The organism is Pseudoxanthobacter soli DSM 19599 (assembly GCF_900148505.1).
Lineage (GTDB): Bacteria > Pseudomonadota > Alphaproteobacteria > Rhizobiales > Segnochrobactraceae > Pseudoxanthobacter > Pseudoxanthobacter soli.
This window is the reverse complement of sequence record NZ_FRXO01000008.1, coordinates 103967-117724: the sequence shown is the minus strand read 5'-3', so window position 1 is coordinate 117724 and position 13758 is coordinate 103967. Positions and strand designations below refer to the sequence as shown.

Genomic DNA, 13758 nt, shown 5'->3' with positions numbered 1-13758 from the left:
CTCGCGGCCTGTCCGAGACGGAAAACCGACAGAGGCAAAGACAGATGGAACCCATCGCTCTCGGACACAACACCCCGCCCGGCGACCTCGACGATCTGCTTGCTGCCGTCGCCGCGGGCAGCGGCCGTGACCTGTACAATTCCGAAACCCTGCCGCCCGAGGCCTATACCTCTCCCGCGTTCTTCGAACTGGAGAAGGAGAAGATCTTCCGGCGCGACTGGCTTCCGATCGGTCACACCGGCCAGATCCCGAATGTCGGCGACTACTTCACCTTCGACATCATGGGCGAACTCCTGGTCGCCGTGCGCGGCAAGGACGGCGAAGTGCGGGTGATGTCCCGCGTCTGCCTGCATCGCTGGGCGCCGGTGGCCCAGGGCAAGGGCAACACCAAGCTGTTTTCCTGCCCGTTCCATCGCTGGGGCTACGGCCTCGACGGCAAGCTGGTGGTCGCCCCGCACATGGAGAAGGCAGAGGGCTTCGATCCGAAGCGCTGCACCCTCCCGCACATCCGCAGCGAGGTGGTGGAGGGCACGATCTATATCTGCTTCTCCGACGAGACGCCGTCGCTGGCACCGCGTCTGGCCTCCTTCGCCGAGCGCATGAAGGGTTTCCGGCTGAAGGACCTGATCGTCGCGTATTCCATGGAATTCACCTGCGAATTCAACTGGAAGATCGCGGTCGAGACCTTCATGGAGAGCTATCACCACATCGGCGCCCACGCGAAGACGCTGCAGGACAAGCACCCCGGCGGCCTTTCCTATGGCGAGGATAGCCACGAGGCCTGGACCGCGAGCCATCAGCCGCTGCGCCCGGACCTGCCGACCGAGACCAACATGCAGTCCGGCCTGCCGCCGTTCCCCGATCTTCCCGACGAGGTGCGGCGCGATAGCGGCCTCTACCTGATCTATCCCTTCAACCTGATCGGCACCCATGCCGACCGCATCCACTGGACGACGCTGATCCCGGTGTCGGCGAACCGCACCACCTGGGTCCGCCATGTCCTCGTCCAGCCCGAGGCGCTGGAACTGCCGAACCTGGCGGAGATCGCCGCGCGGATGAAGGCGATCGGCCAGCGCATCGCCGACGAGGATCTGGAGGTGAACTCCATGCAGCAATACGGCGCCACCTCGACCTACGCGCAGGTCGGCCGCCTCAGCCATCTCGAAAGCGCCGTCTGGCAGCTGTCGGACTATGTCCGGCGCCGCATCGCGGCCTGAGCGCGCGCAACCGCACCAGATCGGCGGCGGCCACACCCGCCGCCGGCCCTCCAGTCTTCAGCGAAAGCCTTCTCCCATGGATTATACCACCCTCGGCCGCAGTGGCCTCAAGGTCTCCCGCCTCTGCCTCGGCTGCATGACCTACGCGCCGCCGGAACGGGGGTCGCATCCCTGGACGCTCGACGAAGAGGCGAGCCGGCCCTTCATCCGCAAGGCGATCGAACTCGGCATCAATTTCTTCGACACCGCCAATTCCTATTCCGGCGGCGCCAGCGAGGAAGTGCTCGGCCGCGCGCTCAAGGACTTCGCCCGGCGCGAGGATGTCGTGATCGCCACCAAGGTGTTCTTCCCCGTCACGCCCGGGCCGCTCGCGGGCGGGCTGTCGCGCAAGGCGATCATGACCGAGGTCGAGGCGAGCCTGAAGCGGCTCGGCACCGACTATATCGACCTCTACCAGATGCACCGGTTCGACTATCACACCCCGATCGAGGAGACGCTGCAGACCTTCGACGACCTCGTCCGGGCGGGCAAGGTGCGCTATATCGGCGCCTCCTCGATGTTCGCCTGGCAGTTCGGCAAGCTGATCGCCACGGCTGACCGCTACGGCTGGACGCGGCCGATTTCCATGCAGAACCACATGAACCTGCTCTACCGCGAGGAAGAGCGGGAGATGATGGGCCTCTGCGTCGCGGAAGGCGTCGGCATGAACCCGTGGAGCCCGCTGGCGCGCGGCCGCCTGACGCGATCGTGGCAGGAGACCACCCCGCGCGGCGATACCGACCAGTACACCCGCAAGCTCTATGCGGCGACGGAAACGGCCGATCGCGCGGTAATCGACGCGGTCTGCGCGGTTGCCTCGGCGCGCGGCATCCCGCCGGCGCAGGCCGCGCTCGCCTGGCTCCTTGGCAAGCCGGCGGTCACCTCGCCGATCGTCGGCGCGACAAAACCGCATCACCTCGAGGATGCCGTCGCGGCGCTGTCGATCCGACTCGACGCGACGGAGATAGCGGCGCTCGAAGCGCCCTACGTGCCGCATCCCGTCGTCGAATATTCCTGACGCTTACCGGGTCCGAGGACGGTGATGGAGGAGGAGAGCGTGATCCGTTCAATCGAACGTTCGATTGAAACCGGCGTGCACCCCCGGGCGGCGCGCAGGCAGGCTTGCCCGGCGCTCGCAAACGCGATGCGGGGCCGGCGATGATGCGCTGTTCCACGATTCCGGACGGCGGTCCCATCCGCTGGGAGGAGTGCAGCTTCGAGCGGATCGCGGCGATCCGCGACGCCGGCATCGACATGGCGATCCTGCCCGTCGGCGCCACCGAGCAGCATGGGCCGCACCTGCCGTGCGGGGTCGACAGCTTCTCGGCGGAAGCTGTGGCGGAGGGCGTTTCTGCCGCGACCGGCGTGCCGGTGCTGCCGACGCTGCGCTATGGCTGCTCGCCCGGCCATTCCCGCAAGTGGCCGGGCACCATCTCGCTCAGGCCCGAGACGCTGTCGAAGCTGGTGCTGGAGATCGCGGACTGGGTCGCCGCCGCCGGGTTCACGCGCCTTCTCATCCTCAATGGCCACGTCACCAACTGGGCGCCGCTGCGCTGCGCGCTGGAGAACATCCGTTCGGACCTGCCGTCGACGCGGGTCGCGCTCCGCTCGATCTGGGAGATCTCGGCCGGGATCCGGGCGATCTACGAATATGACGGCGGCACCAACTGGCACGCCAACGACGCCGAGACGTCGCTGATGCTGCACCTGAAGCCGGATCTCGTGGACATCGGCCAGGCCATTGATGAGCCCAACCGGGCGGCCTGCTGCTTCTTTTCCTACACCGTCGACAAGGAGAGCCGCACCGGCACCGTCGGGCGGCCGAGCACGGCGGATGCCGCGTTCGGCGAAGAGCTCCTGTCGCTCTGCATCGAAACCCTCGCGGACCAGGTCCGCGGCGCGCTTGCCGAACATACCCCCCTGGAAGATTGGGACGACCAGTCCCCCGACCTGCAATCAGCCGTCCGCCCGGCCATCCGCCGGCGGACGCTCGACGGAGATCTGTGATGGACATGAAGGCACCGGAAACCGCGTCGGCGGTGAACGACCTGAAGGCGCGCGTGGCGGCCGAGGACGTTCGATACCTGATGGCGAGCTATGTCGACATGCACGGCGTGTCGAAGACCAAGATGGTGCCGGCGCCCCATCTGGAGCACATGCTGGCCGGCTCCGAGATGTTCACCGGTGCCGCGCTCGACGGCGTGCCTCAGAAGGTGAGCGACGACGAGGTCGCGGCGCATCCCGACCCGGATTCGTTCATGATCCTGCCGTGGGATCCCTCGACGGCCTGGCTCGCGAGCGACCTGTGGCTGAAGGACGAGCCGTTCGAGGCGTGCAGCCGCGGCATTCTCAAGCGCCAGACCGCGAAGGCCGCTGAACTGGGCTTCCGCTTCAATCTCGGCATGGAAGCCGAGTTCTACGTGCTGAAGGACAATGCCGGGTTCGACCCGGTGTCGCCGCGCCAGCTTTCAAAGCCGTGCTATGACGCCTCGAGCGTGCTCGACAACATGGAGTGGCTGAAGGAACTCGTCGGGGCCATGAACGGGCTCGGCTGGGACGTCTATTCCTTCGACCAGGAGGACGGGCTCGGCCAGTTCGAGATCGACTTCACCTATGCCGACGCGGTGAAGATGTCCGACCGCTTCGTGTTCCTGCGCATGATGGCGAACCACATCGCCCGCAAGCACGGCCTGTTCGCGAGCTTCATGCCGAAGCCCTACGCCAACCGCACCGGCTCGGGCGCGCACTTCAACATGTCGCTCGCCGATCTCGCCACCGGCGGCAACCTGTTCGCCGACGAGGCCGATCCGCGCGGCTGCGGGCTGTCCAAGCTCGGCTACCAGTTCACCGCGGGCGTGGTGCGCCATCTGCCGGCGATCTGCGCGGTCGTCGCGCCGACGGTCAACAGCTACAAGCGGCTCGTCAAGCAGGGCAGCATGTCGGGCTTCACCTGGGCGCCGATCTTCGCCTGCTACGGCAACAACAACCGTACCAATGCGGTGCGCATCCCGCTCGGCGGCGGCCGCATCGAGCTGCGCTCGGCCGACAGCGCCTGCAATCCCTATCTGGGCGCGGCGATGGTGCTCGCGGCCGGGCTCGAAGGCATCGCCGAAGGCCTCGATCCGGGCGAGCCGAACCGCAACAACATGTACGAGGTCTCGCAGGAGGAACTCGACCGCCGCGGCATCCGCCAGCTGCCGCGCACGCTCGGCGAGGCGCTCGACGCCTTCGAGGCCGATCCGCTGTCGCGCAAGGTGATGGGCGACGGCATGGCGGATGCATGGCTCGCCTACAAGCGCGACGAATGGCTGTCCTACATGGCGCATGTTTCCGACTGGGAGACGAAGCGCTATCTGAAGTTCTTCTGATAGCCTTCGCCGCTCCGGGCACGGCGGCCTTGGCCGCCGGCCTGGAGCCTGTCCCCTTCAGATCGAACCGGACTGAAGGACGAGGATAGGCTCCAAGCATTGAAACTGGAGCGATTTCTGTCGGTCGGATAATCGACATCCGATCGGAAGGCGCTCTGTCGCTGCCCGCTGGCCGGATGTCGCTCCCGGCCGGCGGCCTCCACGTCGCTGGCTGCGGGGCCGCGACGGAAACCGATCAGATCTGGACCACTCCGATATGCAGCAGCCCCTCATCCTTGCCGAGAAGGTTTCCAAGCGCTACGGCGCCGTGGAGGTGCTCAAGGGCATCGATCTCAGCGTCGCGCGCGGCGAGGTGGTGTGCCTGATCGGGCCGTCCGGTTCGGGCAAGTCGACCTTTCTCAGGTGCATCAATCACCTGGAGAAGATCGATTCCGGCGCGCTCTATGTCGACGGCGAGCTGATCGGCTATCGCCGCGAAGGCAACAAGCTCTACGAACTCAAGGACGCCGAAGTCGCCGCGAAGCGCGCGGAGATCGGCATGGTGTTCCAGAACTTCGCGCTGTTCAGCCACATGACGGTGCTGGAGAACATCATCGAGGCACCGATCCACGTGAAGGGCGAGCGCCGGCAGGACGCTGTCGAGCGCGCCCGGACCCTGCTGGAGCGGGTGGGGCTCGACAGCAAGGTTTCGGCCTATCCGCGTGAGCTCTCGGGTGGCCAGAAGCAGCGCGTGGCCATCGCCCGCGCGCTCGCGATGCGCCCGAAGCTGATGCTGTTCGACGAGCCGACCTCGGCACTCGACCCGGAGCTGGTCGGCGAGGTCCTCGACGTGATGCGCGCCCTTGCGGCCGACGGCATGACGATGGTCGTGGTCACGCACGAAATGGGCTTCGCGCGGGAAGTCGGCAACGCGGTTGCGTTCATGGACGGCGGGCGGATCGTGGAATATGGCCCGCCGCGGGCGATCTTCGAGAACCCCCAGCAGGCCCGCACCCAGGCATTCCTGTCGAAGGTGCTGTAACGCGCGTTCAGGCTTCCGGCGGCGAAATCATGCCGACGGGATCGTGCCGGGCCCGATCGTCTCCGCCGGCCCGGACGCCGTTCAGGCCGCCTGTGAAGCGGGGTCGATGACGTGCTCCTCGCCCCAGGCCTTCAGTGCGAGGATGACGGGCTCGAGCGTGCGGCCGCGCGGCGTCAGGCTGTATTCCACCCGTGGGGGCACCTCGGGATAGATCTCCCGATGGATCAGCCCGTTCGCCTCCAGTTCCCGCAACTGATTGGTCAGCGTGCGCTGCGTGCAATGCTTCAGCTGCCGGCGAAGCTCGTTGAATCGCATCGGCCCCGCGAGAAGATGGAACAGCACGACGCCCTTCCACTTCCCGTCGATCAACTGGAGCGTTCCCTCCACCGGGCAGCCGGGACTGCAATCCAGGCTCGAATGACGGATGCGGGCCACGACGGTATCCTTATCTGCACCATGTGCATTTTATGTGCGTTCTTGTGGGGTCCAGCACAACGCCTATCTTCCCCGGCGAGCAACCCGAGCACCACAGGAGGCCATCATGCGGGCTGTCGGCTATCGCACGCCGGGAACGATCGATCGCGAGGATTCGCTGGTCGATATAGAGCTGGAAACGCCGCGCGCCAGCGGGCGCGATCTTCTCGTCGCGGTCAAGGCCGTGTCGGTCAACCCCGTGGACACCAAGGTGCGCACCGGCGCGGTGCCGGCCGAGGGGCAGTGGAAGGTGCTGGGCTGGGATGCCGCGGGTGTGGTCACCGCCGTCGGCGACGCGGCGCAGGGCTTCGCGCCGGGCGACGAGGTCTATTATGCCGGTGCCCTCGGGCGTCCGGGCACCAATGCGGAATATCATCTGGTGGACGAGCGCATCGTCGCCCGCAAGCCGGCGAGCCTTGGTTTCGCCGATGCCGCCGCATTGCCGCTGACCGCGATCACCGCCTGGGAAGCGCTGTTCGACCGGCTCGACGTGAAGACGCCCGTTCCCGGCGCGGCCCCGGCGCTCCTGATCGTCGGGGGTGCCGGCGGCGTCGGCTCGGCCGCGATCCAGATCGCGCGGGCCGTGACCGATCTCACGATCATCGCCACCGCGTCCAGGCCGGAGACGGCCGAGTGGTGCCGGTCGCTCGGCGCCCATTTCGTGGTCGATCACACCCGGCCCCTCGCGGCGGAAATCGCGGCGTTGCCGTTGAAGGCGGCGCCCGCGTTCGTGTTCTCCACCACCAACACCGATGCGCATCTGGCGGAGATCGTGGACCTGATCGCGCCGCAGGGCCGATTCGCCCTGATCGACGATCCCAAGGCCCTGGATATCAACCCGCTGAAGCGGAAGAGCGTCTCCACGCACTGGGAATTCATGTTCACGCGGTCGATGTTCGAGACGGCCGATATCGACGCGCAGGGCAAACTCCTCGCCGAGGTGGCGCGCCTGGTCGATTCCGGCGCGATCCGCACCACGCGCACGGAGACGTTCGGCGCCATCAATGCCGCCAACCTTAAGCGCGCCCACGCCCTGCTCGAAAGCGGCCGCGCGCGTGGAAAGATCGTGCTGGAGGGCTTCGGCGCCTGATCACGCGGGCTGGTCCGCAAGACATCGGAGGCGGTGGCGTAATTCACACAGGTCTCGCCTTGTGGGCTCCGTCACCCCTCGTGAAAACCTTGTCTTAAGTTCGCGTCCATATCCCTTGTGGGTGTCGAAGTCCCATCGGGTTATGCAGCCATGCCAGCTTCCAGCCAGCCTCCGAGATCGCTCGATACCTCGCGCCTGGTTCGTGACGGCGACGGTAGCCAGCCGGTCGGCCGAAGCGATGCCATGAGAGGCGGACAGCCGGAATCCGCATCGTCCGGTGACGCCGTGCCGAGCTGGCTGCGGCCTTTCACCTACGAGGGCAATGCCCGTTTCACCCGCACGCCCGACCGGCTGCTGCGGACGCAGGCCGAGCCGGTGGTGCGGGAGGCCCCGCAGCCGGACGCCGCGGCGGCGGACGAGGCCGAACTGCCGAGCTTCGGCTATCGCGCCTACATGACCGCGTTGCGGGCGGCGTTCTCCGGCCGTCCTTCCGAGGCCGGCGAATCGGCGGAAGCCGGTATCCGGTCCGATGAGCCGGACGCGGCCGAAAACAACCGTGACGATCTCGCGCCGCTGGATGAGGCGGCCGGGGTCTCCGGCATCGTGCTGCCGGCCGACATGCCCCACATCGAGGCGGACGGAGGTGAGGCATTGGACGTCGCCGATTCGCAGGACGTGGGCGACGCGGTATCGCACGACCATTCCGCCGCCACGTCCCTCCCGTCACACGCTGCCGACACCGTTCCGCCTCCGCGGACTGCGACCGAGCCGTCGAACGTTCCCGCCTCCGTGGCCCCCATGGGCGAAGAGGCTCCCGCCGCTGCAGCCGAGGCAAGCCCTGTGTTCCTCTCCGATGCCGAGAATGCGCCGCCGTCCCGTCTGGCGGCGCTGCGGCAGGTCTTTCTCCTCGGTGCGTCCCAGTTCGGACATGCGCCCGCGGTGGAGCAGGATCTGCTGCCGCCGTTTGTCGCCGGCGATCGCGCGATGGTGGCAGCGATGGGTGACGACGCCGACCTTGCCGAAGACGAGCTTGACCACGCCGATCCTGCCGACGACGAGATGACCGACGAAGGCTTTGCCGACGAGGACCTTGTCGACGACGACATGGGCTCTTCCGAGCGCGACGCCGTTTTCGAGAACGCGGACGTCGTGAGCCTCGATATCGACCACGGTGAAGACACGGCGGGGGACGTCACCGTCGCGGCCACGGCGGCGGGTGGCGAAACCCCGACAGCTGACGACGCCGCGGCTCTTGATCGGCCGTCCGATACCGCGCCGGACACCGTCCCGTCCGTTCCCGCGTTTACACCGGCCTTTGCGACCGCGTTTTCCTGGCGGCCTTATGCGCAGACGGTCGTCGTAGGCGGATTCTCCCTGTCGGGGGGCCTTGCGCCGGCTGTCCCGGCTCCGGTGGTCACCGCTGCTCTCTCGCAGCCCGAGGCTTCGGCGCAGGCGCCTTCCTCCGCCGAGGACGAGACCGCCGAGGACGAGACCGCCGGCCCGGCCGCTCACTACGAACTGCCCGATCTGTCGCTGCTCAACGATCCGCCAGAACAGGAACCGGACTTCGAGCTTTCCGAGGCGTTCCTCGACCAGAACTCCACGGCGCTGCAGCAGATCCTGCGGGATTTCGGCGTGCGCGGCGAGGTGATCGACGCCAATCCCGGCCCCGTGGTGACGCTCTACGAGTTCGAGCCCGCGCCGGGTGTTAAGTCGAGCCGCGTCATCGGGCTTGCCGGCGACATCGCCCGCTCCATGAGCGCCATTTCGGTGCGCGTGGCCATCGTGCCGGGCCGCAACGTCATCGGCATCGAGCTGCCGAACCGCCGCCGCAACACCGTCTGGCTCCGTGAACTGCTGGCGAGCCAGGAATATGCGGAGACGCGGACCAAGCTCGGCATCTGCCTCGGCAAGACCATCGGCGGCGAGCCGCTGGTCGCCGATCTCGCGCGGATGCCGCACCTGCTCGTCGCCGGCACCACCGGCTCCGGCAAGTCGGTCGCCATCAACACCATGATCCTGAGCCTGCTCTACCGGCACACGCCGGACCAGTGCCGCCTGATCATGATCGATCCGAAGATGCTGGAGCTCTCGGTCTACGAGGGCATCCCGCATCTGCTGACCCCGGTGGTCACCGATCCGCGCAAGGCCATCATCGCGCTGAAGTGGGCGGTGAAGGAAATGGAGGAGCGCTATCGCAAGATGGCCCGCCTCGCCGTGCGCAATATCGACGGCTACAATGTCCGCATGGCCGAGGCGCGGGCGAAGGGCGAGGTCATCACCCGCCAGGTGCAGGTCGGCTTCGACAAGGAGAGCGGCGAGATCCTCTACGAGGACCAGGAGATGGACCTCGCGCCGCTGCCCTACATCGTCATCATCGTCGACGAGATGGCCGACCTGATGATGGTGGCCGGCAAGGAGATCGAGGGCGCGATCCAGCGGCTGGCGCAGATGGCGCGCGCCGCCGGCATCCACCTCGTCATGGCGACCCAGCGCCCCTCGGTCGATGTCATCACCGGCACCATCAAGGCGAATTTCCCGACCCGGATCTCCTTCCAGGTCACCTCCAAGATCGACAGCCGCACCATTCTCGGCGAGATGGGCGCCGAGACGCTGCTCGGCCAGGGCGACATGCTGTTCATGGCGGGCGGCGGGCGCATCACCCGCATCCACGGCCCGTTCGTCTCGGATGCCGAGGTGGAGCACGTCGTCGCCTTCCTCAAAACCCAAGGCGGCCCGGAATATCTGGACGAAGTGGTGCTCGACGAGGAGGCGGACGGACCGCCGGAGGCGGACGAGCCGGTCTTCGACAAGACCGTGCAGGGAAGCGAGAGCACCGGATCGGGGGGCGACCTCTACGACCAGGCGGTGGCCATCGTCCTCCGCGACCGCAAGGCCTCGACGTCCTACATCCAGCGCCGGCTCCAGGTGGGCTACAACAAGGCCGCCAGCATCATGGAGCGCATGGAGGAGGAGGGCATCGTCGGCCCGGCCAACCATGCCGGCAAGCGCGAGATCCTCATGTCCTCGCGGCCTTACTGACGCGCGCGCGGAGGGCTGCCGGCACCCCCACGCCCTCCGCGCCGCCCAGCCGCTTTATCGAGTAAACCGGCCGCTTCATCGAACGTCGATTGATCCCGTCGGTCTGAAATCTACCCTCGCTGGCAGAATGCAGTTGCTCCCGACGTCCCCGTGGACCGGGAGCCGCGAGCCAGCAGGACATCGATGACCACCCTCACGCTCAATCTGACCAGCACCCTTCAGCAAAGCCTGACCGACACCACGCCGAACGGCGTCTGGGCCTATGCGGTCTATTTCGATGCCAACGGCCTTCCGCACTTCACCACGCTGGTCGACAACGGCTCCCTTGAAAGCGGGGGCGTCTACGATATCGAACTGCCCCAGATGGGCGGCGGCAAGATCTACTTCATCGTCCAGAGCCAGGACACCGCCAACACCAACGACCTGACGTCCCTCCTGACGGGGGAATCGACCATCAACTGGAACAACGCGGCTGCCTGGGATTTCCGCTACGACAGCTTCGAGTTCTCGCTGCTGGGCAGCCCGGGCGACGCCGGCAACCTGACCTCGGTGAACGGGTTCGGGCTGCCGATGGACCTCAGCATCGCCTATCCCGTGAGCAACGCCGCCACCCAGACCCGCGGCTACGGCATCAGCGGCAGCACCCTGTTCTCCGATCTCGGGCAGACGGCAAGCGGCGTGCTGACGACCTACACCTCCGGCGCCCTGAGCGGACAGACCCGGATGGCGATTTCGCCGACGACCTCGGTCGGCAACAACCTGACCACCTATCAGGCGAGCGACTGGAACGCCTATCTGCAAAGCCTCGAGGTCGCCTCTCCCGGCATCACCATCTCGGGTTTCTTCAACGGCGCGCCGGACGCCAACAACGTCTATCACAACGCCGCCTATTTCGCGTACGAGTTGAGCTGGGACGCGACCCACCAGAACATCGACGGCACGGTCGGAACGTTCTGGCTGTCCCCGACCGAAGACAGTCAGGTCAAGGGTTACATTCAGATCACACCGGATCAGCTCGCCAACAGCATCTATTCGACGCTGGGCGATGCCTACATCTACACCAACCAGGACGATGCGACGCCCTACACCATCGCGCACTCGGGCTCCGAGGCGATGAACACCGGTGCCAACACCCAGTGGGGCACCATCTTCACGCAATTCCTGACCGGCTTCTCCGCCGGCTACTTCAATGTCCAGGGCCAGTCGCCCAATGCCGGCGTGACGACGCCGGTCAATCTCAACACCAACATCAACTGGGATCCGACCTACGCGTTCGGCCACTCGCTCTCCGGAACGGCCACGCCGGTCTACATGGATCCCTATTCCGAGGTGTTCTTCTCCAATTCGAACTCCTACGGCTCGAACTATTCCGACAACCTGATGAGCCAGTACAGCCAGGGCGGACCGCTGATCTCGCTCTATGACGGGACGGGGAACGTCGGCAATATCAACATCACCATCTACGACGACAGCGAAACGCCGGCCGGCTACACGGTGCCGAGCATCGCCAACTACATCCCCAATGCGACGTTCGAGCCGGTGGCCGCCAACACCAACGGCCTCAATATCGGCCTTTCCTTCGCCAACCAGACCATGGTGCTGGACGAGAGCGAGGCGAGCATCACCTTCCGCTTCCAGACGGCGGAAGGCGTGTGGTCGGAGGTGGAGCTTTCCGCGTCCGCCAACACCATCACCGGATCGCTCTGGGACGTCTGGACCATCGTGAAGAACGGCGACGGCACCTATTCCGTGAGCGCCGCCGGTTCCGAACAGACAACGGGCTCGCTCCTGATCAACAACATGCCGACACCGCCGTCGGGAGCGGCCTGGTACCAGCTCGTCGTGCACGACACGTCCGACCCCGACGGAACCGCCGCCTCCGCCAAGACCTACAATCTCTACACGACCACCACCGATAGCTCCGGCACGGCGCAGTTCGTCAATCCGGCCTACAGCGCGGGCGCGCTCGCCATCGACGGCCTTGCGCTGATCAACGTCCCGTCTTCGGCGGCCGCGACCACCAACACGTTCTCGCTCGCCTTCCTCTACAGCGGCACCTCGACGGTCGATCCCTCTCTGCTGACGACCAACACCGATCTCGCCGACAGTGCCCCGCAGCCGACGTCGCCGATGGCCGGCGACATGTCGACCGGCACCTTCACGCTGCTCAGCGGACAGGACACGACGACCGACGTCGCCGCCAGCTCGAGTTCCGGCGTTCTGGCATTCGGCTGGACGGGCGTGAACCCCGATTTCTGGTGGCCGACCTCCGAGAACGGTACCAATGGCGGGCCGCCGCCGATCGCCAGCTACACCAATAAGGTCGGTGCCGAGAACATCGCGCGGATCTTCTTCTCCGGTGTGGACGGAGCCTTCGTGAAGCCGGTCGACGCCGTCGCGGATATCGACGGGCAGTGGACCACGCCGACCGTCCAGATGGGCAACGGTGTCTATACCGTCAACATGCGCGAGTACCTGCCGGAATCGCCAGGGCATGCGACCGCGCTGACGCCGCTGTCGAGCGCGCTGACGCTGACCGTCTCGATCCCGACACTGTCCCTGACCCAGGCCGGCCGGAGCGCACTCCTCGTCGACAATACCGGCCATTCCGACGTCCACGGGAACTGGATCCGCTTCGAGGCTTCGGACGCGGCCTCCGGTCTGCCCCATGATGCCACGCTTGTGCTCTACGCCACCGATGCCGACGGCAATCTCATCGGTCGCGACGGCAGCGTCGGCGCCGGCGTGACGCTTGCGGATGCGACGCTCGCGAAGGTCGGCTCGGTGTTCAGCGACACCGGCACCAATCTGCTGACCGGCGCGCAGCAGCTCTATCTCGCCGCCGGCCAGCAGCTTCACTTCGCCGTGCAGAGCGGTTCAGGCACGATCGACATGGCGCCGGACGTCCAGGTCACGACCGACGGTTCCAATGCCGCGACCGTCGATGTCGGTGGCTTCATGCTCACGGCCGAGACCCTGAACGACCTGTCGGCCGCCGCCAACGTCGCCGCCAGCCAGCGCGAAAGCGACCAGCCGCTGCTCTATCTCAGCCACGGCGACGAACTGAAGCTGGAGATCACGGGAAGCGGGGCCAACACCAACAGCCTCGGCTTCGTGCATCTCGACATGGACGCGGCGGGGGGCTGGAGCGTCGACGGCGTCGCCTATGGCGATACGCCGGAGTTCAAGGCGGCACTCACGTCGCATCTCGACGGCGATCTCACCATCGTGCGCGGCGGCGACACGGCGTTCGAGACCACGTGGACGGTCGCGGGCGATGACGGCTACTACGCGCCCGTTCTTTTGACCCAGAACGGCGATATCCTGTTCATTGGAAATGAAAATGTCGGCGGACACGAATACATCCGCATGTACGGCGAGAATACGTTCGCGTTCGAAGACTTGACGTCCGAACAGAACTCTGATTTCGACTATAACGACATGGTGATGAAGATAACCCCCGTTGATCACATTATCTAAGAGCGCTGCGTCGGCCACGGCGTCGGC

The 13758-nt window shown here is 66.3% G+C and carries 9 protein-coding genes; 8 read left to right on the top strand and 1 reads right to left on the bottom strand.

From position 1 onward, the window contains the following. Positions 1-44 precede the first annotated feature (44 nt). The 5 genes from BUF17_RS17640 to BUF17_RS17620 all read left to right on the top strand — a co-directional run bounded on the left by BUF17_RS17640 (position 45) and on the right by BUF17_RS17620 (position 5645). On the top strand, positions 45-1217 hold the full coding sequence (locus tag BUF17_RS17640) for an aromatic ring-hydroxylating oxygenase subunit alpha (protein ID WP_073631161.1): 1173 nt from the start codon (positions 45-47) through the stop codon (positions 1215-1217). A gap of 76 nt (positions 1218-1293) precedes the next feature. Next, complete coding sequence (locus BUF17_RS17635; RefSeq protein WP_073631159.1) at positions 1294-2274, top strand: aldo/keto reductase; 981 nt, start codon at positions 1294-1296, stop codon at positions 2272-2274. 143 nt (positions 2275-2417) lie between these two features. Next, positions 2418-3263, top strand: coding sequence for a creatininase family protein (locus BUF17_RS17630; protein ID WP_210215465.1), 846 nt, complete (start codon positions 2418-2420; stop codon positions 3261-3263). Next, the gene (gene glnT, locus BUF17_RS17625; protein WP_244530938.1) at positions 3263-4624 is read left to right on the top strand and encodes a type III glutamate--ammonia ligase; all 1362 of its coding nucleotides are present in this window, start codon (positions 3263-3265) and stop codon (positions 4622-4624) included. The genes BUF17_RS17630 and glnT overlap by 1 nt, the downstream gene beginning before the upstream one ends. A 256-nt stretch (positions 4625-4880) precedes the next feature. After that, complete coding sequence (locus BUF17_RS17620; protein WP_073631153.1) at positions 4881-5645, top strand: amino acid ABC transporter ATP-binding protein; 765 nt, start codon at positions 4881-4883, stop codon at positions 5643-5645. Between the two features lie 81 nt (positions 5646-5726). Here BUF17_RS17620 and BUF17_RS17615 read toward each other — a convergent pair whose 3' ends face one another. Next, positions 5727-6080 carry a winged helix-turn-helix transcriptional regulator gene (locus BUF17_RS17615; protein WP_073631151.1) on the bottom strand — a complete coding sequence of 118 codons (354 nt, stop codon included), beginning with the start codon at positions 6078-6080 and terminating at the stop codon, positions 5727-5729. Between the two features lie 106 nt (positions 6081-6186). On the opposite strand from BUF17_RS17615, the gene BUF17_RS17610 reads away from it, so the two are divergent. The 3 genes from BUF17_RS17610 to BUF17_RS17600 all read left to right on the top strand — a co-directional run bounded on the left by BUF17_RS17610 (position 6187) and on the right by BUF17_RS17600 (position 13731). Then, on the top strand, positions 6187-7209 hold the full coding sequence (locus tag BUF17_RS17610; protein WP_073631149.1) for a zinc-binding alcohol dehydrogenase family protein: 1023 nt from the start codon (positions 6187-6189) through the stop codon (positions 7207-7209). A 243-nt stretch (positions 7210-7452) separates the two neighbouring features. Beyond that, positions 7453-10251, top strand: coding sequence for a DNA translocase FtsK (locus BUF17_RS23305; RefSeq protein WP_244530937.1), 2799 nt, complete (start codon positions 7453-7455; stop codon positions 10249-10251). Between the two features lie 183 nt (positions 10252-10434). Next, positions 10435-13731, top strand: a complete 3297-nt coding sequence (locus BUF17_RS17600) for a hypothetical protein (RefSeq protein WP_073631146.1) — start codon at positions 10435-10437, stop codon at positions 13729-13731. Positions 13732-13758: the final 27 nt, after the last annotated feature.

What these genes read in the sequence shown, in the direction of transcription:
- BUF17_RS17640 (WP_073631161.1), top strand. Translation starts at nt 45, where the DNA reads ATGGAACCCATCGCTCTCGGACACAACACCCCGCCCGGCGACCTCGAC.
- BUF17_RS17635 (WP_073631159.1), top strand. Translation starts at nt 1,294, where the DNA reads ATGGATTATACCACCCTCGGCCGCAGTGGCCTCAAGGTCTCCCGCCTC.
- BUF17_RS17630 (WP_210215465.1), top strand. Translation starts at nt 2,418, where the DNA reads ATGCGCTGTTCCACGATTCCGGACGGCGGTCCCATCCGCTGGGAGGAG.
- glnT (WP_244530938.1), top strand. Translation starts at nt 3,263, where the DNA reads ATGGACATGAAGGCACCGGAAACCGCGTCGGCGGTGAACGACCTGAAG.
- BUF17_RS17620 (WP_073631153.1), top strand. Translation starts at nt 4,881, where the DNA reads ATGCAGCAGCCCCTCATCCTTGCCGAGAAGGTTTCCAAGCGCTACGGC.
- BUF17_RS17610 (WP_073631149.1), top strand. Translation starts at nt 6,187, where the DNA reads ATGCGGGCTGTCGGCTATCGCACGCCGGGAACGATCGATCGCGAGGAT.
- BUF17_RS23305 (WP_244530937.1), top strand. Translation starts at nt 7,453, where the DNA reads ATGAGAGGCGGACAGCCGGAATCCGCATCGTCCGGTGACGCCGTGCCG.
- BUF17_RS17600 (WP_073631146.1), top strand. Translation starts at nt 10,435, where the DNA reads ATGACCACCCTCACGCTCAATCTGACCAGCACCCTTCAGCAAAGCCTG.